Source organism: Mycolicibacterium holsaticum DSM 44478 = JCM 12374, assembly GCF_019645835.1.
Lineage (GTDB): Bacteria > Actinomycetota > Actinomycetes > Mycobacteriales > Mycobacteriaceae > Mycobacterium > Mycobacterium holsaticum.
In genome coordinates, this window is record NZ_CP080998.1 from 1,676,167 (window position 1) to 1,700,690 (window position 24,524).

Annotated in this window: 21 protein-coding genes; 14 read left to right on the forward strand and 7 right to left on the reverse strand. The window is 63.1% G+C overall.

The features are described 5' to 3' along the window. Positions 1–20: 20 nt before the first annotated feature. The 9 genes from K3U96_RS08130 (at position 21) to K3U96_RS08170 (ending at position 11,967) form a co-directional block, all read left to right on the forward strand. Positions 21–1,517, forward strand: coding sequence for an aldehyde dehydrogenase family protein (locus K3U96_RS08130; RefSeq protein ID WP_220692656.1), 1,497 nt, complete (start codon positions 21–23; stop codon positions 1,515–1,517). After that, positions 1,514–2,719: a CaiB/BaiF CoA transferase family protein gene (locus tag K3U96_RS08135; RefSeq protein ID WP_220692657.1), complete on the forward strand. Its 1,206-nt coding sequence runs from the start codon at positions 1,514–1,516 to the stop codon at positions 2,717–2,719. The genes K3U96_RS08130 and K3U96_RS08135 overlap by 4 nt, the downstream gene beginning before the upstream one ends. A gap of 143 nt (positions 2,720–2,862) precedes the next feature. Then, positions 2,863–4,056: an MCE family protein gene (locus tag K3U96_RS08140; protein ID WP_220693445.1), complete on the forward strand. Its 1,194-nt coding sequence runs from the start codon at positions 2,863–2,865 to the stop codon at positions 4,054–4,056. Beyond that, the gene (locus K3U96_RS08145) at positions 4,053–5,078 is read left to right on the forward strand and encodes an MCE family protein (protein ID WP_220692658.1); all 1,026 of its coding nucleotides are present in this window, start codon (positions 4,053–4,055) and stop codon (positions 5,076–5,078) included. Before K3U96_RS08140 ends, K3U96_RS08145 begins: the two co-directional genes overlap by 4 nt. After that, positions 5,078–6,184, forward strand: coding sequence for an MCE family protein (locus K3U96_RS08150; RefSeq protein WP_220692659.1), 1,107 nt, complete (start codon positions 5,078–5,080; stop codon positions 6,182–6,184). The genes K3U96_RS08145 and K3U96_RS08150 overlap by 1 nt, the downstream gene beginning before the upstream one ends. Continuing rightward, positions 6,181–7,581, forward strand: coding sequence for an MCE family protein (locus K3U96_RS08155; protein ID WP_220692660.1), 1,401 nt, complete (start codon positions 6,181–6,183; stop codon positions 7,579–7,581). Before K3U96_RS08150 ends, K3U96_RS08155 begins: the two co-directional genes overlap by 4 nt. 17 nt (positions 7,582–7,598) lie before the next feature. Beyond that, positions 7,599–8,864, forward strand: a complete 1,266-nt coding sequence (locus tag K3U96_RS08160) for an MCE family protein (RefSeq protein WP_220692661.1) — start codon at positions 7,599–7,601, stop codon at positions 8,862–8,864. Further along, positions 8,864–10,393 (forward strand): MCE family protein, encoded by a 1,530-nt coding sequence (locus K3U96_RS08165; protein WP_220692662.1) that lies wholly within the window; start codon positions 8,864–8,866, stop codon positions 10,391–10,393. The genes K3U96_RS08160 and K3U96_RS08165 overlap by 1 nt, the downstream gene beginning before the upstream one ends. Further along, positions 10,390–11,967, forward strand: coding sequence for an acyl-CoA synthetase (locus tag K3U96_RS08170; RefSeq protein ID WP_372514914.1), 1,578 nt, complete (start codon positions 10,390–10,392; stop codon positions 11,965–11,967). The genes K3U96_RS08165 and K3U96_RS08170 overlap by 4 nt, the downstream gene beginning before the upstream one ends. Before the next feature lie 9 nt (positions 11,968–11,976). On the opposite strand, the gene K3U96_RS08175 is transcribed toward K3U96_RS08170, so the two are convergent. Further along, positions 11,977–13,341, reverse strand: a complete 1,365-nt coding sequence (locus tag K3U96_RS08175; RefSeq protein ID WP_220692663.1) for a cytochrome P450 — start codon at positions 13,339–13,341, stop codon at positions 11,977–11,979. Between the two features lie 46 nt (positions 13,342–13,387). Continuing rightward, positions 13,388–14,689 (reverse strand): acyl-CoA dehydrogenase family protein, encoded by a 1,302-nt coding sequence (locus K3U96_RS08180; protein WP_220692664.1) that lies wholly within the window; start codon positions 14,687–14,689, stop codon positions 13,388–13,390. A gap of 258 nt (positions 14,690–14,947) precedes the next feature. On the opposite strand from K3U96_RS08180, the gene K3U96_RS08185 reads away from it, so the two are divergent. The 4 genes from K3U96_RS08185 (at position 14,948) to K3U96_RS08200 (ending at position 19,187) form a co-directional block, all read left to right on the forward strand. Beyond that, positions 14,948–16,405, forward strand: coding sequence for an aldehyde dehydrogenase family protein (locus K3U96_RS08185; protein WP_220693447.1), 1,458 nt, complete (start codon positions 14,948–14,950; stop codon positions 16,403–16,405). Then, positions 16,389–16,808, forward strand: a complete 420-nt coding sequence (locus K3U96_RS08190) for a nuclear transport factor 2 family protein (protein WP_220692665.1) — start codon at positions 16,389–16,391, stop codon at positions 16,806–16,808. Before K3U96_RS08185 ends, K3U96_RS08190 begins: the two co-directional genes overlap by 17 nt. A gap of 129 nt (positions 16,809–16,937) precedes the next feature. Beyond that, positions 16,938–18,131 carry a cytochrome P450 gene (locus tag K3U96_RS08195; protein WP_220692666.1) on the forward strand — a complete coding sequence of 398 codons (1,194 nt, stop codon included), beginning with the start codon at positions 16,938–16,940 and terminating at the stop codon, positions 18,129–18,131. Between the two features lie 60 nt (positions 18,132–18,191). Next, positions 18,192–19,187: an NAD(P)H-dependent amine dehydrogenase family protein gene (locus tag K3U96_RS08200; protein WP_220692667.1), complete on the forward strand. Its 996-nt coding sequence runs from the start codon at positions 18,192–18,194 to the stop codon at positions 19,185–19,187. Here the strand turns inward: K3U96_RS08200 and K3U96_RS08205 are convergent. The 3 genes from K3U96_RS08205 to K3U96_RS08215 are packed head-to-tail and all read right to left on the reverse strand — an operon-like array spanning position 19,153 to position 22,027. After that, positions 19,153–20,196 (reverse strand): LLM class flavin-dependent oxidoreductase, encoded by a 1,044-nt coding sequence (locus K3U96_RS08205; protein WP_220692668.1) that lies wholly within the window; start codon positions 20,194–20,196, stop codon positions 19,153–19,155. The genes K3U96_RS08200 and K3U96_RS08205 overlap by 35 nt on opposite strands. Then, complete coding sequence (locus tag K3U96_RS08210) at positions 20,193–20,804, reverse strand: TetR/AcrR family transcriptional regulator (RefSeq protein ID WP_220692669.1); 612 nt, start codon at positions 20,802–20,804, stop codon at positions 20,193–20,195. Before K3U96_RS08210 ends, K3U96_RS08205 begins: the two co-directional genes overlap by 4 nt. Positions 20,805–20,833: 29 nt before the next feature. Next, positions 20,834–22,027 (reverse strand): acyl-CoA dehydrogenase family protein, encoded by a 1,194-nt coding sequence (locus tag K3U96_RS08215; RefSeq protein ID WP_220692670.1) that lies wholly within the window; start codon positions 22,025–22,027, stop codon positions 20,834–20,836. A gap of 89 nt (positions 22,028–22,116) precedes the next feature. On the opposite strand from K3U96_RS08215, the gene K3U96_RS08220 reads away from it, so the two are divergent. After that, a complete protein-coding gene (locus K3U96_RS08220; protein ID WP_220692671.1) occupies positions 22,117–22,992 on the forward strand; it encodes an SDR family NAD(P)-dependent oxidoreductase in 876 nt (291 codons plus the stop codon). A gap of 38 nt (positions 22,993–23,030) precedes the next feature. On the opposite strand, the gene K3U96_RS08225 is transcribed toward K3U96_RS08220, so the two are convergent. Further along, complete coding sequence (locus tag K3U96_RS08225) at positions 23,031–23,801, reverse strand: SDR family NAD(P)-dependent oxidoreductase (protein WP_220692672.1); 771 nt, start codon at positions 23,799–23,801, stop codon at positions 23,031–23,033. Beyond that, positions 23,798–24,502 carry a TetR/AcrR family transcriptional regulator gene (locus K3U96_RS08230; protein WP_230982401.1) on the reverse strand — a complete coding sequence of 235 codons (705 nt, stop codon included), beginning with the start codon at positions 24,500–24,502 and terminating at the stop codon, positions 23,798–23,800. Before K3U96_RS08230 ends, K3U96_RS08225 begins: the two co-directional genes overlap by 4 nt. Positions 24,503–24,524 lie beyond the last annotated feature (22 nt).

The following is a 24,524-nucleotide window of genomic DNA, read 5'->3' on the forward strand; positions in this document are numbered from 1 at the left end:
CACTATTGCGGGAGGCGATGATGCCAGCTCAGCACGCCGTGAGCACCGGGACGGCCACTTCCCCGAGGCCGACAGCCGACCGGCGACTGCTCATCGACGGTCGATTGGTCGGAGCGGAGAACGGGCTGACATTTCCCTCGGTCAATCCCGCGAACGGTCAGGTCGTAGGGTATGCGCCCGATGCATCTGTGGCGGAGGCGGAAGGCGCCGTCGCGGCCGCTCGGCGGGCGTTCGACCACACTGAGTGGTCGAGTGACATCGGGCTGCGCGTCCGTTGCCTCGATCAGCTGTACAAGGCCTTGTTGGAGCACAGCGAAGAGCTCAGGGAATTGACCATCGCCGAAGTCGGTGCCACCCGGATGCTGACCGAAGGGCCACAGCTCGACAATCCGATCAAGGTGGTCGGTTACTACGCCGACCTGCTCAAGCAATACTCGTTCGCAGAAGACCTCGGCACGGTCGAGAGCCGGGGACAGCGGCATCACCGTTGGGTGGAAAAGGAAGCAGTCGGGGTCGTTGCGGCGATCATCGCCTACAACTACCCCAACCAACTCGCGTTGGCTAAGCTTGCTCCCGCGCTTGCGGCGGGTTGCACAGTCGTCCTCAAGGCTGCGCCGGACACGCCGCTCGTCACGTTGGCCATCGGTGAGCTGATCGCCGAGCGCACCGAGATACCCGCCGGGGTCGTAAACGTCCTCAGTGGCGCCGATCCGCATGTCGGCGCCGTGCTGACGACGAGTCCGGACGTCGATGCCGTGACTTTCACCGGTTCCACCGCGACCGGACGCCGGATCATGGCAGCCGGCAGTGAGACGCTCAAGAAGGTGTTCCTCGAGCTCGGCGGGAAGTCGGCGATGATCGTGCTCGACGACGCGGACTTCACCAGCGCCGCCATGATGGCCACCTTCATGATTACCTCGCATGCCGGACAAGGGTGTGCGCTGATGAGCCGAATACTGGTGCCGCATAACACTATAGACGAATTCGTCGAACTACTGACACAGAACTTCGCCATGGTCTCTTTTGGTGACCCGTCGGATCCCAACAACTACATGGGTCCACTGATCAGTGAGCGCCAGCGCGACAAGGTCGACAGTATGGTGCGGCGCGCCGTGTCGGCGGGAGCGAAGCTGGTTACCGGGGGGAACAAGGTTGATCCCGGGTTCTTCTATGAGCCCACGCTGTTGACGGATGTAGATCCAGACAGCGAGGTTGCCCAAGAGGAGGTCTTCGGACCGGTGCTTGTGGTCATGGGCTATGACGACGACGACGATGCGGTAAGGATTGCGAACAACTCCATCTACGGGTTGTCCGGCGGCGTGTTCGGCAGCCATGATCGTGCGGTCGCCGTGGCGCGCCGGATTCGTACCGGGACGTTGAGCATCAACGGCGGAGACTACTCGGGCCCCGATTGTCCGTTCGGCGGTTACAAACAGTCCGGCATCGGCCGCGAAATGGGCGTCGCAGGGCTCGAGGAGTTCTTGGAGCGCAAGACTTTTGCGGTGGCGGTTCAGTGAAGCCGCTCGACGGCATCCGTGTCCTCGAAGTAGCGATGTACGGCTTCGTGCCTGCGGCGGGCGCGGTGTTGGCCGAATGGGGTGCCGAGGTGACCAAGGTAGAGCACGCGGTAACGGGTGACCCTCAGCGTGGCCTGCGTCAGATCGGCGCGTTGGTAGTCGAGGGTGAGCCCAATCCCAATGTCGATAACGCCAACCGGGGCAAAAGGAGCATCGGACTTGACATGTCGATCCCGGAGGGTCGCGAGGTGCTCCACGGCCTCGTGAGGCGTTCGGATGTCTTTCTGACGAGCTTTCTCCCGGAGGCGCGTACGAAGTTCGGGATGGATGTGAGCGATATCCGCGCGATCAACCCGACGATCATCTATGCTAGGGGGAGTGCGTTCGGCCCTCGGGGGCCGGAGGCCGACAGGGGCGGGTACGACATGACGGCGTTCTGGTGCCGCGCGGGTGCCGCCGCCACGATCACACCGCCGGAGATCGACGGCATGATCAGCCTGCCGGGCCCTGCATACGGCGACACGATCTCCGGTACCAACCTTGCGGGGGGAGTCGCGGCGGCGCTGCTCAATCGGGAGCGAACGGGCGAACCGTCGGTGATCGACGTTTCCCTGCTGGGCAGTGGAGTCTGGGCGATGGGCCACACGATTTCGCTCACTAACCACCTGAACCAGCGGCTCGTCGCGCAACCCGCGAACGCCAACAGGTCGCCGAACAATCCCTTGGTCGGGCTGTATCCGACTGCCGACAACCGATACATCTCGTTCGTGATGATGCAGCCGACGAAATTCTGGGCCGACGTGTGCCGACACATGGACTTGCCCGGGCTCGCAGACGACCCGAGATTCGGCACCACTGAATCGATAGCCGCCAATGCGCAGGAGGCCGCGCAAATTCTGGCTGAGGCGATGGCGACCCGAACGCTGGTCGAGTGGTCCGTGCGGTTCTCGACCCTGACCGGGCCGTGGGCGCCGGTACAGGACACGCTCCAGGTCGCGCAGGACGTCCAGGTACGGGCCAACGAATACCTCGTGCAGTCCGGCGATCTGGAGTTGGTGGCCAACCCGGTCCAGTTCGATATGACAGCCCCGAATGCCGGACCCGCGCCGAAATTCGCCGAGCAGACCGACGAGATCCTCGAAGAACTGGGGTTGGGCTGGGACCAAATCATCGAGCTGAAGACATTGGGCGCCGTCACCTGACGACTCGAACTTGAAGGTTTGTGAGAGCGATAAACTGCTCACAAACAAATAGTTGACTCGGTCGTCTATCTGAGGTTAGCTAACCGCGGAACCGATAGCCGGTGGCCTACAAACTCTCGATGCCGCGGGAGGGAGAAGCGTCAATGCCGCATCCTGTCGCGCGCCCAATAGCAGGCTTGGCTACCGTCGCGGCGCTGGTGGGTATCGCGGTGTTGGTTGCGCATTTGTTCAGGGGTGGGTTCACCGAAGCTGTACCGGTGACGGTGTTTTCGCCCCGTGCGGGGCTGATGATGTATCCCGACGCCAAAGTGCAGATGCGTGGTATCCAGGTGGGCAGGGTCGACTCCATCGAGTCGTTGCCTTCGGGAAGGGCTGCGATACACCTCGCGATCGAGCCCAGCCAACTGGACATGATCCCGTCGGATGTCGAGGTCAACATCGCCTCGACAACCGTGTTCGGCGCGAAGTTTGTGGAGTTCGTTCCGCCGGCCGGACCTTGGTCGCAAAGCCTCAAAGCAGGTCAGACACTCGATGTCGGAGATGTCACGGTTGAAATCAACACGATCTTTCAGCAGCTGTCGTCGGTGCTGTCGAAGATCGACCCGGCCAAGCTCAATGAGACGCTTGGAGCGATTTCATCGGCCGTGAACGGACGCGGTGAACGCTTCGGCAGAACTGTCGAAGACTTCGGCGCCTTTCTCGCCGAGGTGAACCGGAGTCAATCCAACCTGGAACGGGATATCGCCGTTGCGCCGGAGGTGCTGGCAGCCTACGCCGACGGCGCCGGAAAAATTACCGATATCCTGGAGAACGCAACGCATTTGAGTCAGGCTATCGTCGAGGAAGAGCGTGACCTCGACGCCTTTCTGGTGAGCATGACCGGTCTCGCTGACGTCGCAAGCGATGTACTCGGCGACAACCGACAGGCGCTCACCGACGTGATGCGTCTGCTGGTCCCCACGACAGATCTCACCAACCGGTACAACGAAGCCCTCACGTGTTCCTTGCAAGGATTGCTGCCGTTGGCCAACTCCATACCCGAGTCCGTGCCCGGGGTCACGATTTCGACCGCATTCACCCTCGGCGTCGAACGGTACCGATACCCGGCGGATCTGCCCAAGGTGGCGGCGACCGGTGGGCCGCGTTGTGCGGACGTCGGCATGCCCAATCTGCCGTTCGGATCGAGGCCGCCGTTCGTGGTCGCCGATGTCGGCACCAATCCCTGGAAGTATGGAAACCAAGGTCTGCTGTTGAATGCGGACGGCCTCAAGCAATTCCTCTTCGGACCCATCGAGGGGCCGCCGCGAAACTCGGCGCAGATCGGACAACCGGGGTGAGCGGCCACGGTCGTACTGTCGCCAAGTTCGCCATCTTCACCGTGGTGATGGTGGTGCTCACCGCCGGAATCTTCGTGACCTTCAGCGAGCAACGAATCAGTGCTGTGACAACTTTCTCGGCCGTCTTCACCGACGCGTCTGAGCTCGCTGCCGGCGATAGCGTCCGGGTGGCCGGTATCCGGGTCGGCACGGTTCGGGACGTGTCTCTGCAGTCGGACAAGACGGTGGTGGTGACGTTCGACGTGGATCGCGGCGTTGCGTTGACCACCGCCACGAAGGTGGCGGTTCGGTACCTCAATCTCGTCGGTGACCGGTTCCTAGCCCTCGTCGACGGACCCGGTTCCACCCGGCTTCTGCCAGCGGGGTCACGGATCCCATCCGATCTCACGACGCCCGCGCTCGACCTCGACCTTCTGCTAGGGGGGTTGAAACCCGTTGTCCAAGGTCTCAATCCGCAGGATGTGAACGCCTTGACGGGCTCCCTGCTCCGCATTCTGCAGGGCCAGGAAGGCACGGTGGAATCGATCTTCGCGCATACGTCGTCGTTCACCAATGCCTTGGCCGATAACGGTCAGGTGGTCGAGCAGTTGATCGTGAACCTGCGGTCACTTCTGACCGTCCTGACGAAGGAAGGCGACAAATTCTCCGCCACGATCGCTCGCCTGGACGAACTGGTCGGCGAGCTGTCCGCCGAGCGTGACCTCATCGGTTCGGCGATCGACTCGATCGCGGACGGAACGGCATCGTTAACCGATCTACTGAGCGATGCGCGTACGCCGTTGAACGGTACGGTCGACCAACTCGCCCGACTGGCACCGCTGCTCGACAAGGACTTGCCGTTCCTGGAAGCAGCGCTGAAAAAGGCGCCAGGAAACTACCGCAAGTTGGTTCGTATCGCGTCTTACGGCAGCTTCATCCAGTTCTACATGTGCGGCATGACGGTTCGGGTCAGTGATCTTCAGGGGCGCACCGCGGTATTTCCGTGGTTCAAGCAACAGACGGGGAGGTGTGCGGAGGAATAATGCTCAAATACCGCGGATCACACTTGCCCAGGGCGGGCGTCATCGGAGTCGTTGTCATCATCTTGACGATCGCGGTCGGGCTGCAACCCGAGCGGTTGCTGTCGTGGGCGACCGACGTCAGATATCACGCGTTGTTCGCCGAAGCTGGTGGACTCGCCCCCGGCAACGATGTGAGCGTATCGGGCACCAAGGTGGGTTTGGTGCAGGATATCTCGTTGCAGCGCGGCAAGGCGCTCGTGACCTTCACTGTCGACGGAAGGGTGCCCCTGGGCTCCCAGACCACGGCGCATATTCGAACCGGCTCCCTCCTTGGTAAGCGGAAGCTGACGCTGGAGTCCGATGGTCAGGAGGCACTTCGGCCGCTGTCTACGATTCCGCTGTCGCAAACGTCGTCTCCTTACTCGTTGACCGACGCGGTGGGGGAGCTCACCACCAATGTCGCGGGTACTGACACGCAGATGCTGAACCAGTCCTTGGACATGTTGTCCACCACGATCGATCAAGTCGCGCCCCAACTCGGCCCGACGTTCGATGGGTTGAGCCGCCTTTCCCAATCGCTGAACAATCGCAACGGATTGCTGGGCGATCTCCTCAAGGGTGCTAGTGACGTGAGCGGGGTTCTTTCCGAACAAAGCCGGCGGATCAACGCGCTCATCCTCAATGCCAACGACCTGCTTGAGGTGTTCAACGACCGCCGACACGCGATCATCGAGCTTCTGGCCAATGTTTCCGCTGTGGCCAAACAGCTGACCGGCATGGTGCACGACAATGAGCGCGAATTGGCTCCCGCTCTGGAAAAACTCAATGCAGTTGCCGCGATGCTGGAGAAGAACCGCGATGACATCGGCGCTGCATTGGCCGGGCTGGCGAAATTCTCGATCACTCAGGGCGAGATCGTGGCAAGCGGAAGCATCTACAACGCGTTCGTTCCGAACATGTCGATGCCGCCGATGCTGCAACCCTTCCTGGACTACGCCTTCGGATTCCGCAGGGGCGTGAACGCCGGCCAGCCGCCGGACAATGTGGGCCCGCGGGCTGAATTCCCTTTCCCTGTCAACGGTATCCCCGAAATCCCCCTCACCGCGATCCCCGGGGGGCAGCCGTGAACCGCCGCGGGCCAGCCGGGATCATCGCGGTGAGCCTGATAGGAATGCTGATCGCTGCCGGCGTCGTCGTGGTTCGGCAGTTGTTTTACGGCCCCAAGTCGATCACGGCGATCTTCAGCACTGCCTCCGGGATCTATCCCGGTGATGATGTGCGTGTCGTGGGGATCAAGGTCGGCCGCATCGAGTCCATTCAGCCGCAGGGACAACACACCAAGTTGGTCATGGCCGTTGACCGTGACGTCCCGGTGCCGATGGACGCCCACGCCATCATCGTCGCCCCCAACCTCGTCGCCGCCCGCTATGTCCAACTCACGCCCGCGTATGAGGACACGGGGCCGACGATGAGCGACGGCGCCGAGATCCCCGTTGACCGCACCGCCGTGCCGGTGGAGTGGGGTGAGGTGAAGACGCAACTCATGCGATTGGCAACGGAACTTGGCCCTTCAGGGGATGTCTCGAGCACTTCGGTAGGTCGATTCATCGACAGTGCCGCGACCGCAATGGGGGGCAACGGTGACAAGCTACGACGAACCCTGGCTGAGCTGGCCGGGGTGGGGCGCATCCTCGCGGAGGGCAGCGGCGACATCGTCTCCACGATCAAGAACCTGCAGATTTTCGTCAGCGCACTGCGTGACAGCGGCGAGCAGATCGTGCTTTTTCAGGATCGGTTGGCCACGCTGTCGAGCCTGCTGAACGACAACAGATCAGCGCTGGACGCGGCGCTGACGGATCTGTCCGATGCCATCGCAGATGTCCAGCGATTCGTGGCGGGCAGCCGCAACCAGACCTCCGAGCAGATCCAGCGGCTGGCCGGCATCACGCAGAATCTCGTCGACCACCGCTTGAGCGTCGAGAACATCCTCCACGTGGCACCCAACGGAATCGCCAACGGATACAACATCTACAACCCGGACACCGGTGCCGTCTCGGGCGCATTCGTGATCAACAACTTCTCGAGTCCCGTTCACTTCATCTGCTCTGCAATCAGTGCCGTCGAGAACATCACCAGCCCGGAAACCGCGAAGCTATGCGCGCAATACCTTGGACCGGCGCTGCGACAGCTCAACTTCAACGGGGTGCCGATGCCGATAAACCCGTACCTGCGGAAGTCGGCGAGCCCGGAGAACCTCATCTACACCGATCCTGCCCTGGCACCGGGCGACGGGAAGCCTGATCCCGGACCGCAGGAGATGCCGCCGGTGGTGTCGGCCTTCACCGGGGCAGGTGATGTGGAGCCTCCGCCCGGATACGGGCTGCCTCTCGCAGTGGCACCAGGACCCGCGGCTCCAGATCATCTGCCGGCCGCCCCCTCGCCCGCGTTGTTCCCCGGCGCACCGGTGCCGCCGTCGCCCGGGCTGCCGCAAATGCTGCTTCCGGCAGAAGGACAATCCCGGTGAACGGTCCGAAAGCGCTTGTGCGGCTGTTCACCGCAATCGGTACCGCGATCACCGTCGCGGGATGCGCCTTCCAGGGCTGGAATTCGGTCCCGCTGCCCGGTGCGGTCGGGCGCGGATCTGATGCCGCCATCTACCATGTGCAGATCGCCGACGTCGGTACACTGGAGTCCAATTCGCCGGTGATGGTCGACGATGTCATCGTCGGCAGTGTCGGCAAGATGACGGTTCGTGAATGGCGTGCCGAGGTGGAGATCTCAGTCAAGCCCGACGTCAGCGTGCCGGGCAATGCGGTCGCCACCGTGGGACAAACCAGCCTGCTCGGATCCATGCACCTGGCGCTCAACCCGCCGATCGGACAACCGCCGGTGGGCCGCCTCGAACCGGGCGCGACGATCCCGCTGAACAGGTCGGCAGCGTATCCCTCCACCGAGCAGACACTGGCCGCGTTGTCGGCTGTCGTCAACGGGGGCGGATTGGGTCAGATCGGCGATATCATCCACAATTTCAACGCGGCCATGAGCGGTCGTGAAGGCGCCATCCGAGACCTGCTGACCCAAGTCGACATGTTCGTCCTCACGCTGGACAGGCAGCGCGATGCCCTTATCGCATCGATACGCGAACTGGATCGATTCGCCGGTGAACTCGTTGAGCAGAGTGACGTCATCGAACTGGCGCTGCAACGCATTCCAGCAGCACTCGACGTCCTGATCCGCGAACGGCCGAACTTCACGACAGCATTGGACCGACTACGGGTGTTGAGCGACACCGCGACTACCCTCGTCGTCGACACCAAGGACGAAATCGTCACCAATCTGCACAATCTCGAACCGACCGTCCGAGCGGTTGCCGATGTCGGTGGGAGCCTGGCCCAAGCTCTCGGATACGTGACGACGTTCCCCTATACCCAAAACCTTATCGATCGTGCCATCCGTGGCGACTTCATGAATCTGTACGCCGTGATCGACCTCACGGTGCCGCGGCTCAAGCGGACCCTTTTCCTGGGCACGCGCTGGGGTGAGGAGGGCTCGAAAGTCATTCCTGCACCAGGAGATCCGGAATGGATGCAGTACTCGTACTCACCGCTCGAACTGGGCATCAGTGGAACGGTCGGGGACGAAGCGACTCCGCGAGTGCCGCCGGAAGGAGCACGGTCGCCGGTCACAGGGCCGGTGTTGCCGGTCGCGCCGCGTGAGAAATCGCTACCGCTGGTCCATACGAGCCCGCAGATCTTCGCCGGTCCGTACCCAACCGCCGGGACACCGATGCCAGGGAGCGAGGGCTGATGCTGACGCGCTTCGTCCGGACTCAGTTGATCATCTTCGTGATTGCATCGGTTGTCGGTGTCACGGTCATGGTCGTCAAGTACATGCAAGTTCCGACCCTGCTGGGTATCGGGCGAATTATCGTGACGATGGAGTTGCCTGCCTCCGGCGGCCTCTACCGGTTCAGCAATGTGACATACAGGGGTTCGCAGATCGGCAAGGTCACCGACCTTCGACTCACCCGCACCGGCGCTGAAGCCACGCTGTCCTTGGACACCTCGCCGAGAATTCCCGAGGATCTCCAGGCTGCGGTGCGTAACGTCTCCGCTGTCGGCGAACAGTATGTGGACTTGCGACCCAATACCGATTCGGGACCGTATCTCCAGGACGGATCCGTGATCCCGGTGCGACGCACCAACCTTCCGCAGCCGATCGGTCCGGTGCTGAACCGGGTCGAGAGCCTGGTGGACAGCATCCCGGAAGCCAAGCTCGGTGAGCTGCTCGACGAGTCGTTCAAGGCCTTCAACGGCAGCGGTTACGACTTCGGCTCACTTGTGGATTCGTTCTCCATTCTCGCCGGAGACCTCAAAGCGGTTGCCGGCCAGACTCGTACGCTGATCGATGACAGCGTTCCCTTGCTGGATGTGCAGGCGCAGTCGGCAGATTCGATGCGCTCGTGGATACGGAATCTTGCCGGCGTAACCGGTCAGCTACGCGAGAACGACCCGCAGATACGAACAATCCTGAACTCAGGACCCGGTCTCGCGCACGAGGTCTCGGCGCTGCTGACCGCGGTGCAGCCGACCCTGCCGATATTGCTGGCCAACCTGGCGACGATCGGTCAGATTCTGGTGACGTACAACCCGTCTCTCGAGCAGCTGCTCGTTCTGCTGCCACCACATATCGCCGCCACCCAGTCGCAGGGCGCCGCGAACAACGCCACCGGGATCGCCCAGGGCGACTTCGCGCTCACCATGGGAGATCCCACGCCATGCACCGTGGGTTACCTGCCTCCCTCGGCTTGGCGTTCACCCAGCGATACCTCCGACGCCGACACCCCGGACGGCCTGTACTGCAAGCTGCCCCAAGACTCACCGATCGCCGTACGCGGAGCCCGCAACTACCCGTGTATGGAGCACCCGGGAAAGCGGGCGCCAACGGTGGAAATCTGCAACAGCGACAAGCCTTTCATGCCGCTCGCAATGCGGCAACACGCCCTCGGGCCGTACCCGATCGATCCCAGTTTGGTCGCGCAAGGCATCCCTCCCGACGACCGGATCGACGTCGACGACCGAATTCATGCCCCGGTGGCGGGAACGCCGATGCCGCCGGCGGCACCCCCACCGTCCGGCGCCGAAGCCGTCGGTGGCGCTACCCCGGTTACGCCGAGTGCGGTCGGGCAAAGCCCATCAGGCCGAGACGAGGTTACCGTCGCGACGTATGACCCGTGGACCGGGCGCTATCTCGGCGCCGATCACCGGGTGTACGAACAGGGGGGCCTAGCGCCCGACTCCCTGCCCAAGTCGTGGAAGGAGCTGATGCCGACATGAGTCCGGACCGCGATTCTCATCGAGAGACGGTGCGGATGTCACCGGACTGGCATGCGGCCCGTACTCCGGAGGTGCCTGCGATCGTCATGGGGCACAGCGGTGAAACGGTGACTTACGGGCAGCTGGAAGAGCGGTCGAGACGGTTTGCGGCCGGTCTGCGTGACCGGGGCCTCCAGGTCGGCGACCACGTGGCCCTGCTGATGGGCAACGAACGCGCATTCCTCGAGGTGGCGTGGGCGGCGCAGCGCGCCGGCCTGTACTACACCGCGATCAACAGCCATCTGCGCTCCGGCGAGGTGCAGTATGTGCTGGACGACTGTCACGCCGCCGCGCTGGTGTCCAGTGCCGAGTTGACCGCGGTGGTGGCGGGACTCGACGTGTCGAGGATTCCGGTGCGGGTTTCGGTTCGTGGTGATCTCCCTGGCTTCGAGCGCTACGACGATATCCTCGCCGCGGTCCCTTCCGGCCCGATCGAAGGGGAGTGTGAAGGCCGCGAGATGCTGTACTCGTCCGGCACGACAGGCTTCCCGAAGGGGATACGTAAACCGCTACCCGGCGATGTGTTCGGGGATCCGGCATCGGTGCCCGCACAGATCGCCCTTGGCATGACCGAAGGCGGCGGTACCGGCACGGTCTACTTGTGCCCGGCTCCGTTGTATCACTCCGCTCCGCTCGTCGGCTCCATGTCCTGGCATCGCGTCGGCGCGACGGTGGTATTGATGGAGAAGTTCGATCCTAGAAAGTGCCTCGAGCTCATCGAGAGGTACCGGATTACCGACGCGCAGTTCGTCCCGACGATGTTCATCCGCATGCTTCGACTACCAGACGCGGTCCGCATGAGTTACGACGTGTCCAGCCTGCGCCGGGTGCTGCACACCGGCGCGCCTTGCCCGGTCACGGTCAAACGACAGATGCTCGATTGGTGGGGCGCGATCATCGACGAGTATTACTCGGGCACCGAGGATCTCGGCGCGACGTACATCTCGGCGCAGGAGTGGCTGAACCATCCAGGCTCGGTGGGTCGACCCATCGACGAATGCCACATCGTCGGTCCGGACGGCGAGGAGCTAGGCCCTCGAGACGTGGGGGTGGTCTACTTCGCAGGCGGCAGGCCGTTCGAGTATCACAATGACAGCCTCAAGACTGAGTCAGTGGTCAACGCCAAGGGCTGGCGAACCTTGGGTGATATGGGCTTCCTCGATGAGGAGGGGTTTCTGTACCTGACGGACCGCCAGGCGCACATGATCATCTCCGGCGGCGTCAACATCTACCCGCAAGAGGCCGAGAATGTGCTTGCCGGTCACCCGGCAGTGGCAGACGTCGCCGTCATCGGTGTACCCGACGAGGAGATGGGTGAGGCGGTGGTAGCGCTTGTCGATGTGACCGACAGTTCGCGACGGGGGCCGGCATTGGAGTCGGAGCTCATCGAGTATTGCCGCTCGGCCCTGGCTACCTACAAGTGCCCTCGGGCCGTCGACTTCGTCGATGACCTGCCGCGTGACCCCAACGGCAAGCTCTACAAAAGGCTGTTGCGCGACAAGTATTGGGCAGGCCACACGTCACGCGTGATCTGATCCGCGTGTTCAGGTTATCCGGGCTTCGCCTTTGAACTCGGTGATGGGACGGGCCAGCCCTTGTTCCTCACAGATGCGCTGCAACCGGTCGAGCGTGTCGTCCAGCCCCGCACCCACTCTTGGCGCGGGCGTGAATGTCGCAGGTAACTTCCGCATTCCCTGGATTACGCCGATAGTCTCGTAATGGACTGTGTGCTCGGGGTCGCAACGGTAGTCGGGCATCCGTTCCAGCACACCGGCGAGCATCGACTTGAAAACGACCCGTGCGAGGTTAGACCCGATGCACCGGTGCGCGCCGAGACCGAACGCGAAGTGGCGGTTCTGCTTGCGATCCAGGATGATTCGGTCCGGCTGCTCGAACAGGATGGGATCGCGGTTGGCAAATGCCCAGGAGATGTAGACGCGGTCGCCCTCCTTGAAGTCGACACCCATCAACTCGATATCGGTGTCCATGGTGCGACCGTCGCCGGGCGCCGGTGTGTAGAACCGAAGGAATTCTTCGGTAGCGCCGTCCAACAACGCGTCGCGATCGCGTATGAGTCTGGCGCGCTCGGACGGATTCTCTGAAAGCCATTCCAGTGAATGCGCAGTCAAGGCTGTCGTGGTGTCGAAGCCGCCGCCGATCAGCAGGTTCAATACTCCCAACAGTTCCATGTCGGGCGGTACCTCGCCATCGATCCGGGTTCGGGCCAGCGCCTCGATGAGGCCGGGCCGGGGATTCTCGCGGATCTCGGCCAGGTTGTTGATCAGGTCCATCCCCATTGCCACGTACTTTTCCATGACACGTGGACGATCCGGCGAATCGGGCTTCGTGTACACGAACGCGTGCACGGGTTCGCTGTACAGGGCCCACTTCTGAATCGGGATACCCACCATGGCAAGCGTGATCACGGCGGGCACCACGTTCGCGAGGTCATCCACGAAGTCAATCTCGCCACCCTCGATCTTCTCGTCCAGGCACGCGCGCACAACCTCGTCGATGAACGGCAGCCATCGTTTCACGGCCGCCGGCGACAGGTAGGGATTGATGACGGTGCGGTAGGTACGGTGTTCGTCACCGTCCATTTCGAGAAAGCCGCCACGGACGCCTGCCGCTTCGTCCGGCGTCGGAATTGAGATGCCCTTGTATCCGCGTCTCGTGCCGTCGATGTCATGCTCGTTGACGATGTGGGGGCAACGCGCGAGTTCGAATACCGCATCACTGCCGCCCGCTACCCAATAGCCGCCGTAGGTATCGTTCCATGCGACCGGGCACTTTTCGTGCATCGTCTGGGCGATTTCCCGAAACCGCTCCCGGAATTCGGGGCTGTGCCGGTCGAACTCGATCCGCGGCTGTTTGCGAGTGTCTTCTCGCGCAACATCTTCCAGTGTCACAGCATGCTCCTTGGGTTCCCGTGTCTTCGTCAATGGCTGATGTCGATCAGGCGTTCCCGATCTCGAGTTCTAGGTATTCGGCCAACTTTTTACGGGCGGCGTCGAGCTTGGCCGGAATCCATTCGCTGGGCCACATACCTTCGCTAGGGGCGTGGTCGCGCAGGACTTGGCGTGCGACGGTTGTCTTGTGCACCTCGGTTGGGCCGTCGACCAGTCCCATAGCGGCCGCACCATGGATCATCCTGAACAGCGGCATCTCATTGCTGACACCGAGCGCACCGTGGACTTGCATTGCGCGCCAGGCGATGTCGTGCAGCACGCCTGGCATGGTTGCCTTCACCGCGGCGATGTCCTTTCGGACCTTCTTGTAGTCGTTGTACTCGTCGATTTCCCAGGCCGTGTAGAGCACGAATAGGCGGAACTGCATCAGCTGGGCATACGAGTCGGCGATGAACCCTTGGACGAACTGCTTGTCGGACAGTTGTGTTCCCGCGGTCTCCCGGCTGAGCGCGCGCTCGCACATCATGTCGAGTGCCTGACGCGCCAGCCCGATAGTCCGCATGGCGTGGTGAATTCGTCCACCGCCGAGACGCGTTTGGGCGATCGCAAAGGCTTGTCCCTCGCCCCCGAGCAATGCTTCGGGCGGTACCCGGACGTTGTCGTAGTGGATTAGGGCGTGCGAGCCCTCGTTCACGGGCTCACCGTAGAGGCCGACGTTGCGTTTCATCCTCACTCCAGGAGTGTCGGTGGGGACGAGGAACATCGACATACCTTGATACGGACTGACGTCCGGATTCGTCACCACCATGACGATGAGGAACGATGAGGTCTTGGCATTGGAGGAGAAGTACTTCCAGCCGTTGATCACCCAGTCCTGCCCGTCGAGCTGTGCCTCCGTCCGGAAGCGAGTGGGATCCGCGCCGGCCTGGGGCTCGGTCATCGAGTAGCTCGAGAACATCTCCCCGTCCAGCAGGGGCTGCAGATAACGTTGCTTCTGATCTTCGGTGCCGTAGTGCGCGATGATCTCGGCGTTCCCGGTGTCAGGTGCTTGGCACCCAAACACGATGGGGGCCCACAAGGAGCGACCGAGGATTTCGTTCAGCAAGGCCAGCTTGAGTTGGCCGTACCCTTGCCCGCCCAGTTCGGGACCGAGGTGGGTTGCCCACAGCCCTTTGCTTCGTACCTGTGCCTTGAGAGGGTCGATCGCCTTGCGCCGGGCGTCAGTGAGTGGGACGAATTCTTCGCCGGGCCACACCAGGTCCAGCGGCTCCACTTCGTCACGAACGAAGTCATCTGCCCAATCCAACAGGTCCTGGTATTCGGGGTCTGTCCTGAAGTCCCACGCCATGCCGCCTCCTGCGCACAATCGCCGATTTCTTGTCAGTCGATTAGTCAGCGTGATCGTGGCTCTTGGTCTGCCGATCAGAGCACGGCCATGCGATGGATCACTGACACTTCGACAAGTAAATAGGGTATAACAGACCTAGTCAACTATTTTGAGCTTTGCCCGGGAGGTACCGTGCCACGTCGGGCAGCGACCGTGCGCGCACACGATCGGGTGGCGGCGGACCTCTGCGGCCGTTCCGCTCGCCGCATCGACCGACGCATGCTCGCTGACGGGGTGCTGTCGGAAGCGGTTAGCAGACAACGATTCCCATCCGTCAATCCAGCGACCGGTGAGATCTTGGGCTTCGCGCCCGACTGCAGCATCGATGACGCCAAGCATGCCGTCGCGGCGGCACGGCGCGCTTTCGAATCGACGGCGTGGTCAACGGACATCGCATTTCGCATCCGGTGTCTCGGCCAGTTGCACGCTGCGCTTGTCGAGCACCGGGAGGAACTTCGGCAGTTGACCGTCGCGGAGACGGGCGCCACCTGGCGGCTGACCGAAGGCCCATACCTTGATGCGCCGATAGAGGCGGTCGGTCAGTACGCCGATTCACTGGCGTCGTATCCGATGACGTTGCGTCTCGACGATGATCTGAGCGACGGGCGGCGGGAGCGGCATTGGGTCGAGAAGAAGCCCGTTGGTGTGGTCGCGATAGTTATCGGGACCAGTCACCCGACGCGTATGGCGCTCGCCGCGCTGGGTCCGGCGCTCGCGGCGGGTTGTACGGTCGTGCTCAAGGGAGCACCCGAAACCGCATTGATCACGCTTGCGCTCGGCGAGTTGATCGCCACCTGCACCGATCTACCGGCCGGCGTCGTCAACGTACTGAGTTCGTTGGATTCATCTGTCGACAGCGCGCTCGCGAGTCATAAAGAGGTCGACTCGATTGCCTTCACCGGTTCGATCGCGGCGGGGCATCGAATCATGGCTGCGGCGAGCGGGACCGTCAAGCGGATTTCGATGAAGCCGGAACGGAAGTCGACCGCGATCATTCTCGGCGATGCCGACTTCTCCGCCTGCGCCGGTCAAATCGCGCTGATGGCTACGTCCCACGCCGGACAAGGGTCTGCCCCCGTATCTCGGGTCCTGGTGCCCAGGAAGCAGAGTGACACTGTGGTGGCCGAAGTGCGAAAGCAGCTGGCCGCGGTGCGCTACGGCGACCCTTCGGACGCCCGCACGTGGATGGGACCGTTGCTCAGTGACAAGCGACGCGATGAGGTCGACGAGATGGTGAAGCGGGCGATCGCGGCCGGCGCGACGCTGGTCACCGGCGGCAGGACGATACGGCCCGGCTACTTCTACGAACCCACGCTGCTCACCGGCGTCGACCCGGAAAGCGAGGCGACGGCAGGGAAAGTCGCCGGTCCGGTGCTCGTGGTGGTTCCCTTCGACGACGACCGGGATGCAGTTCAGATCGCCAACCGTTCGGCGTGTGGTCCTTCCGGAGTGGTGTTCGGGTCCCATGAGCGTGCAGTCGCCGTGGCGCGTGGGGTGCGAACCGGACGGATGAGCATCAACGGCGGCAACTACTTCGGTCCCGACAGCCGTTTTGGTTGCGCGGAGGAGCACTACGTCTCGGCACTGGATGGCCTTATCGCGCTCGAGGAGTACCTCGAGCGCAAGACGTTCGCTGCCATCGTGCCGAAGGAGCGTCGCCGTGTCGTCGAGCTTTGAGGAACGGGTCCAGATCGCCAAGGATTTCCTCGACAGCATCGGGAATTTGGATTTCGACCGCGTCGAGCGCCATCTGGCCCCAGATGCCGTGATGGTGTTGCCGTTCGTCGAGGAAGTGCCGCCAACACGCGGAAGCGCCGCGATCGCCGATCAGTTGCGTGATTCGGTGCCGGCGATGTTCGATCGGATGAATTTCACCTATGACGAGTGGTACGACGTGCGCGACGCCGAATGGCTGATAGCGGAATACCACAGCGAATCTCCGCAGAGAAATACCGGAAGCGTCTACCGGAACGCCTACATCACCGTCTTTCGCTTCGAGGGAAACAAGATCGCCCTGTACAAGGAGTATCTGAACCCCCTGAAGTTCGTCGGCTTCACCGAGCCGGTTCACGGAAGTTAGCCCTTGGCCGGCGCGTCGCCGAGTCGCAGCTCTTGCTTCGGCGATAACGACATCGGTATGGTCTCGGATTAGGCAATCGACTAATCATCCGAGTTCAGTTGACGTCTGCACCGCGAGAAGGAGATCGATGTGACGGTTGCGAGCCCGAGCGATGTCTATTACGACCCTTTTGATCCCGGCATTGACGCCGATCCCTACCCCGTCTATCGGCGGTTGAGGGAGGAGGCACCGCTGTACTACAACGAACGCCACGATTTCTTCGCTGTAAGCCGCGCGGATGACGTCGAGCGGGTGCTCACCGATCACAAGACCTTCATCTCAGGCCGCGGCTCGATCCTCGACTTCATCCGCGCGAATCTGGAGATGCCGCCGAGCATGTTCATCTTCCAAGACCCACCCGTCCACACCAGGTACCGCAAGGTCTTGCACGGTGTGTTCACACCGCGCCGGGTCGCTGAACTCGAAGACAAGGTCCGAGATTTCTGTGCACGGAGCTTGGATGCCGTTGTGGGCAGTGGAAAGTTCGATTTCATGGCGGATCTGGGCGCTCAGGTTCCGATGCGCACGATCGGAATGCTGCTCGGCATTCCCGAGACCGATCAGGACACCCATCGGCAGTGGACGGATGCCAGCCTGCGGGCCGAGCCGGGTGAACATCTGAAGCCGCAGGAGGGCTTCGCCGACGGCTCGAACTATGCCGAATACATCGACTGGCGCGCCGAGCATCCCTCGGACGATCTGATGACCGATCTGCTCAATGCGCAACTAGAAGAGGAAGACGGGTCGTTCCGCCGGTTGACTCGTGAGGAAGTCCTCACGTACACAACGCTTCTCTCGAGCGCCGGCGCCGAAACGACCGGCCACCTGATCGGCTGGACCGGTAAGACGCTGGCTGATCACCCTGCTCAACGTCGCCAGCTCGTCGAGGATCCGTCGTTGATTCCCAGGGCCATCGAGGAGGTGCTGCGCCTGGAAACACCCGCACATCAGTTCGCCCGGTACGTCACCACCGATGTCGATTTCTACGGGCAGACTGTGCCCGAAGGTAGCGTCATGCTGTATCTCATCGGCTCCGCCAACCACGACGAGCGGCGATTCCCGGATGGTGACCGCTTCGACATCCATCGCGAGAACGTCAAGCACCTGTCGTTCAGCCTCGGTGCGCACTACTGCCTGGGATCCGCGCTGGCGCGCCTGGAAGGCCGGATTGCGCTGGAAGAGATTCTGAAGCGTTTTCCTGTCTGGGAGATCGACGTCGACAACGCCCGGATGGCATCCTCGCCGGCGTTGCGTGGCTGGGATTCGCTACCGGCCTTCATCTGAACACACTGAATTGCACGAGGTGCCATGACTATTCGCGTTGTCCAGTGGACCACGGGCGAGGTGGGTCAGGCCGCGGTGCGAGCGGTCGTGGCTCAACCGGAACTGGAACTGGTCGGGTGTTACGCGTGGAGTCCGGAGAAGGCCGGCAAGGACGCGGGTGAACTGTGTGGCCTGCGGCCGCTGGGTGTCACCGCCACCGCCGATATCGATGCGATCGTCGAGTTGAAACCCGACGTCGTGTTGTACATGCCGATGCTGCCGAACATCGACGAGATGGTTCGCCTCCTCGTCGCCGGCATCAATGTGGTCTCGACAGCGGGGTTTGTCACCGGACACTCGTTCGGTGACGCCGCCATGCGGCGCTTGCACGACGCTGCGCTGCGAGGTGGCGTGTCGCTGTACGGCAGCGGCCTCAATCCCGGTTTGGCCAGTGTGGTTGCGCTGGTGTCCGCGGCTGCGTGCCGGGAGATCGACCGGATCTCCATCCATGAAGCGGTCGACTGCACAGCTTACGAGTCCCCGGGGACATGGCTGGCACTCGGTTTCGGCTCGCCACCGGATACGCCGGGGTTGACTGACATGATGCGGCAACGGATTGCGGCGTTCGTCGATGCAATCGAGATGATGGCCGCGGCGTTGCATGTCGAACTTGACGAAGTGCGGTTCGTTCCGGAGCTCGGTGTGGCAACCAAGCACCTTGACCTTGGTTACATGGAGATCGCCAAGGGGACAGTCTGTGGGATGAAGGCGATATTCCAGGGCATGAAAGACGGTCGGCCGCTTCTGGAGATGGGCCTGCTCTGGCGTCTCGGGGATGCGATGGAGCCCGATTGGCCGATCGAGCACGGCTATGTGATGGAGATATCCGGAGTGCCGAACATCCGGGTCCGCTATGAGCCCCTCTTCGGCGGCGCCGCGGAGGAGTATGTCGCCGCCCCGACCGCCAATCCTGCGGTAAACGCGATCCCGGCCGTCGTCGCGGCGCGCCCAGGCGTGGTTGCCGCCGCTGAACTGCCACTGATCACCGCGACTTCGGTTCGCGGAAGTAAGGGATGACCTCCCGAGCGAACAGCTCCATTCCGGCGTGGATGTCACGTGGTCGCATGCCCGGCAGCGCCATGCCCGCGACCAGATGCGTTAGCCGCGCACCCGAGCGGTACTTCTCGATCTTCTCGATGACGTCCTGCGGGCTGCCCACCAGCATGTCTCCTCCGAAGAAATCCATCGACTGTCTGCGCACGATCTCTTCGACGGAAGGCAATGCCGGCGAATCGCCGGTCGATGCGCCGTTGGCCTCCGCGTTCCATTGAAGGTAGCCGGCAGTCATGTAACGCAAGGGTTCAGCCGCGATCTCCCAAGCCTGCTGCCTCGTGGGCGCGACATAGGTCGGCAAGGTGGCGGCCACGTGGAAGTCGGCCGGATCGCGGCCGTTCGCGCGCAGTGCATCGTCGTAGACAGCCGCCGATCCCGGCCCGCCGCTGAGGAAGTGCATGCCCATGTTGGCGGCGCGTTGGATCGCCTTCGGTGCGGTTCCGCCGATCCAGATCGGTGGGTGCGGCTTCTGCAACGCAGGTGGAGAGATCCGGATATCGTTCAGCCTGTTGTACTTTCCGTCGACCGTGACGTTCTCGCCTGAGAGGAGCCGCCGGAGGAGGGGCAGACTTTCCTGCATGCGGCTGGCCCGCTCGCGAGCCGGAATTCCCTGATCGTCGAATTCCCCGGGCCGATAGCCCAGGCCGACACCAAGGTCGAAACGGCCACCGGAGATGATGTCCAGGGTTGCGGTATCTTCGGCGACCCGGACCGGGTTGTGCAGTGGCAACAGCAACAAGAACGTGCCGATGCGGATGCGCTCGGTGCGAGTGGCGATGGCGGCGCCGATCGGAAACAGTGACGGAGAGTAGCCGTCGTCGATGAAATGGTGCTCGGTCAGCCACGCTTCATCGAAGCCCAACTGTTCGGACTCCACGATGAGGTCGAGTTGAGAGCGGTAGAACTCGGTCCACGGCATCCGCGCCGAAGCCGGATTCCTGAACGGCCACAGAAGGCCGAACCGAAGCGTCATCGGCGGCTTCGGCGACGCCGGACGCGTCGCCTCCCCTCAAGCCGGCCGATGAGCCGCTCGACGACCCGGATCGCCTGCTCGTGACCGAGATCAAGGCCGTACGAACGCTCTTCACCCATGAACCTGCCGACGCCGTCCAGGAACAGCATCACCGCCTCGGCAGGCCACTGCTCGGTGTCGACGTCGTACTTGGCCAATACGTCTGTCAAACCGTCGAATTGGACCCGGCGGAACCGCACCGAGAAGTCCTTCATCTCGTCCTTGACCGCCTGGCGGTGGTTTCCGAGGGCGAGGAACTCGAGGTTCAGCGTGGTGTTGGACTGATCGCGGATCAAGTCCCACAACGCCCACAGCGGCTGATCGGAGGCCAGCGCTTCGGCCTGGCGGCCGAGCATCCGGGCCGCACTCCGCCGGAAAACCTCGACGAAAAGGTTGTCCATCGGACCGAAGTAGTAGTACACGAGGCCCGGATTGACCTCGGCCTCGGCGGCCACCCGGCGCGATGTCACCGCGGCGTAACCCTCGGCGAGCATGAGCCGTTCGACAGCATCGAGCAGTGCCGTCCGCGCGTCGGGCTCGTCTGCTCCGGTGGGCCGTTTCGGTGGCATTCGAGCAACGTAACCCACCGCGCGAACGATCATGTCATCCGCGCGCCGGGGTCGCCCGGCGCGAGACCCATCCCGAGCAGCCACCGGGCGTGCCGGTCCATCAACACGTCGTACTCCCCGTGCACGGCGTGGGTGGAGATCATCGCGATGTCCTGCGACATCCGGCGCAGGATGTTGTCGGATCGGTACCCGCTGGACCCGTTTCCGTCGACGAGTTCTCGCAGAGCGTCCCGGGCCGTTCGCAGAATCGTAACGCCGTGCAGTCCGTTCATCGCCTCCTGCTCGAGCGTCTGTGGGAGTCCGCCGCGAGCGACTTCGAGGGCGCCCTCAATGGCGGCGTCGCGGACCAGATGCATGATCTGCGCGGTCTGGAACGCGTTAACCCAGCGAATCCGCGCCATGGGCCGCTCGATGCGCGGCGGACTGTTGACCCCCGACGCCGTCCCCATCTTCTCCCGCGACATCTCGACCGCAGCGTCGAGTGCGCCGACGTAGAGCGACGAGATCGCGGTGGTCATCACCGAGAAGGGAAGTCGCATGGACTCCTCTTCGTGAAAGGTGCCCTCGTGGTCGGTCGCCGACATCATCTTGCCGAACGGCAGCGCCCAGGTGTCCGGGATGACGACGTCCTTCGCGACGATCGTGACGCTGCCAGTCGCCGCCATGGCTGCCACGTCCCAGTCGTCGATGAGTTCGAGCTGATCGCGTGGCACGATCACCCAGGACATGTCGTTGTCGACGATGACCGGTACCAGGGCGTGGGAGGCGTGCAGGATGCCAGTGGCATAGCCCCAGCGTCCGTTCACTCGCAGCGTTCCGTCGACCCGTTCGGCGGTGCCGGGGGAGGAGAGGATCGCCGCGCACCGCACCGAGGACCGGTCGGCGAACAACTCCTCCTGGACTTCGCGCGGATAGCGGCACAGGAACCAGTTGTGGAAGTTGTAGAAACCGGTGACCCACGCCGTGGAGATGTCCGCGGTGGCAATGAGTTCGACTACCTTGTTGAGTTCGTGCGGTCCCAGGCCGCAACCACCCCACAGTTTCGGAACCACCACCGAGAAGAGGCCGGCGGCCTCCATGTCCTCGACGAGTTGGTCGTCCAGGCAGCGGTTGATCTCCATCTGATGCGCGAGGTCGCGGATTCGCGGGACGAACTCTCGTGCCGCGTCCACCACCGCCGTGCCCGAGGCCCCGGGGGTCGAGACCCGTTCCGTCACCGTCATAACATCCCCCTCGGGTTAGTCGAACGCCTAATCTGGACACTACCGAGATAGTCGCACTCAGGGCAAGCGGACTTCGAACGGAGATGTGAATGGCAACGCTGACAGGCAAAGTCGCGGTCGTAACGGGTGGCAGCCGGGGTATCGGCAAGGGCGTCGCCGTAGCGCTCGGCGCGCAAGGCGCCACCGTCTACGTGACGGGACGCACCGTCGCGACGGGTACGCACGAGCTACCCGGCACGGTGGGTGAGACCGCGGCCGAAGTTGACCGACGGGGAGGCCGGGGAGTGGCTGTCCAGGTCGATCACGCCGACGATGACCAAGTCGCCGCGTTGTTCGACCGGGTGGCTCGGCAACAGGGCCGCCTCGACATCCTCGTCAACAATGCTTTCGCCCTGCCCGAAGATCTCACCGACGGAAAGCCGTTCTGGGAGAAGCCGTTGAGTCAGTGGGGAATGGTCGACGTCGGGGTTCGCTCAAACTATGTCGCGGCCTGGCATGCGGCCCGGATCATGGTGCCGGCGCGCGCGGGGCTCATCGTCGCGATCTCCGGATACACCGGCGTGGCCTACACCTATGGCGTCCTTTTCGGGATGTGCAAGACGGCGGTCGACCGCATGGCACGCGACATGGCCGTAGAACTCGAGCCACATAACGTCGCCTCGCTCTCGCTCTGGCAGGCGCTCACGTACACCGAACGCGCGAAACGGAACCTGGCAGCGAACCCGGCGATGAAGGAGGCCGCGGTGACCAACCCGCTAGGGGGTTGTTCGCCGGAGTTTCCCGGCCGGGTCATTGCCGCGTTGGCCAGCGACGACGACGTGATGAAACGCTCTGGGGGCACGTTCATCAGCGCCGAACTCGCTGCCGAATACGGCGTCACGGATGTGGATGGCAAATTGGTCTCATCGATGCGGTCCGAACGGGGATCGCCTATCTGGCAGCCAGTTTCGGCGGGAAGGTGCTGAGCGTGCCGCCGTTCTCTATGGCGGTGACGGTGAATCAGTCATCGCAATACCGTGCCGCCGTCGATGTTGATCGTCTGCCCGTTCACCCAGGCGCCTTCGGCGGACATCAAGAACGCGACCATCGCCGCGATGTCGTCGACCTTCCCGACTCGGGTGCTACGCATCCGTTTGAGAGCGGCCACTTCAAGCTGGGGCCACTGCGGCGCCGAGCGAATCACTGCTGTCGCTGTCAGCCCGGGTGCGATTGCGTTGCAACGAAGTCCGTCGCGTCCCCACCGCGAAGCGACATGGCGCGTTAACGCGCAGACGCCTGCTTTCGCGGTGGCGTAAGCGGGTCGAGTGGGTTCGCCCTCGAACGCCGCGGCCGAGGCCATGTTGACGACTGCTCCGCCGCCTCGCGCAAGGAGATGGGGAATGCTGTGTTTGAGTGCCAGCAGATAGCCGCGAAGCGTTACTGTCATCGTCCGCTCCCAGACGGCGAGGTCGATGTCGAGGACATCAGTGTCGCCGGGCAGAAGGCTCATATCCGATCCGACGTTGAACAGCAGATCCAGCCCTCCGAATTGGGCGACTGTGGTGTTGACGAGCTCAGCGACAGACTCGGGTTCGGCCAGATCGAAGTGCACCGGCGTGGCAACATCACCGGCCGCGGTGATGTCCTGGGCAGTCGTCGTCGCACCGTCGAGGTTGACGTCGCCGACCACCACCGAACACCCTTCGGCCGCAAGGCGTCTGGCGCACGCAGCGCCGATACCGGTCGCACCTCCGGCGACAACGGCGATTTTGCCGTCAAGCCCGGCAAGGCTCATTCTCGTTCACCGTCGCTCTGGTTCAATCTTTCGCGGACCCGCTCCAGGTCACCTAGCGCATCGGCAATCGTCTTCCTCAGCTGCTGGTTCTCCGCGTCGACGGCCCGTCGCTGCTGATCATGGGGCAGGATGCCGTGCAGGAACAACCCAACGCAATAACGCGTGTGCCGGTCGACCTGCTCATCGCTCAACAACACACCCCGAGCGCTCGCGTTGGCGGGACCGCCGGGAACGAGATCGATGAATGCTTCGGCAGCCAAGGCGGCATCCTGAGCCGAGATCCCGTCCGGGCCGAGCCGTCGCCGGAACAGGTCAGCGAGATAAGCCAGGGTGGGTTCGGTGCCCCGCTGCACATTGAAGGCGCCGATCTCGGGCATGTGTCCCGAGACGGCGTTGGTTAGGCGCAGCAGGCGCAGGCCGCCGGGCCGCAGCACGTTGGTGACCAGGATCCGTCCGATCGCAAGGAGGGTGTCCTCGATGTCGTCGGTCTCGGCAGCCTGCAGCTGCTCCACGGGGACGATCCACTCCTCGATCGCCCTGGTGAGGGCAGCTTTGAACAAAGCTGTCTTGTCGCCGTACCGGGCGTAGACCGTGCGCTTGGCCATTCCGGCCGCAGCGGTGATCGCGTCGATACTGGTGCGCTCGAACCCGTTCTCCAGGAACAGATCCAGCGCGGTATCGAGCAGCTGCTCATTGCTCAACGTCGGTCGACCTGGGCGGCGC

Excerpts from the sequence above, each read along its gene's own strand:
- K3U96_RS08130 (WP_220692656.1), top strand. The coding sequence starts at position 21 with ATGCCAGCTCAGCACGCCGTGAGCACCGGGACGGCCACTTCCCCGAGG.
- K3U96_RS08140 (WP_220693445.1), top strand. The coding sequence starts at position 2,863 with ATGCCGCATCCTGTCGCGCGCCCAATAGCAGGCTTGGCTACCGTCGCG.
- K3U96_RS08150 (WP_220692659.1), top strand. The coding sequence starts at position 5,078 with ATGCTCAAATACCGCGGATCACACTTGCCCAGGGCGGGCGTCATCGGA.
- K3U96_RS08165 (WP_220692662.1), top strand. The coding sequence starts at position 8,864 with ATGCTGACGCGCTTCGTCCGGACTCAGTTGATCATCTTCGTGATTGCA.
- K3U96_RS08170 (WP_372514914.1), top strand. The coding sequence starts at position 10,390 with ATGAGTCCGGACCGCGATTCTCATCGAGAGACGGTGCGGATGTCACCG.
- K3U96_RS08180 (WP_220692664.1), bottom strand. The coding sequence starts at position 14,689 with ATGGCGTGGGACTTCAGGACAGACCCCGAATACCAGGACCTGTTGGAT.
- K3U96_RS08185 (WP_220693447.1), top strand. The coding sequence starts at position 14,948 with ATGCTCGCTGACGGGGTGCTGTCGGAAGCGGTTAGCAGACAACGATTC.
- K3U96_RS08205 (WP_220692668.1), bottom strand. The coding sequence starts at position 20,196 with ATGACGCTTCGGTTCGGCCTTCTGTGGCCGTTCAGGAATCCGGCTTCG.
- K3U96_RS08210 (WP_220692669.1), bottom strand. The coding sequence starts at position 20,804 with ATGCCACCGAAACGGCCCACCGGAGCAGACGAGCCCGACGCGCGGACG.
- K3U96_RS08215 (WP_220692670.1), bottom strand. The coding sequence starts at position 22,027 with ATGACGGTGACGGAACGGGTCTCGACCCCCGGGGCCTCGGGCACGGCG.
- K3U96_RS08220 (WP_220692671.1), top strand. The coding sequence starts at position 22,117 with ATGGCAACGCTGACAGGCAAAGTCGCGGTCGTAACGGGTGGCAGCCGG.
- K3U96_RS08225 (WP_220692672.1), bottom strand. The coding sequence starts at position 23,801 with ATGAGCCTTGCCGGGCTTGACGGCAAAATCGCCGTTGTCGCCGGAGGT.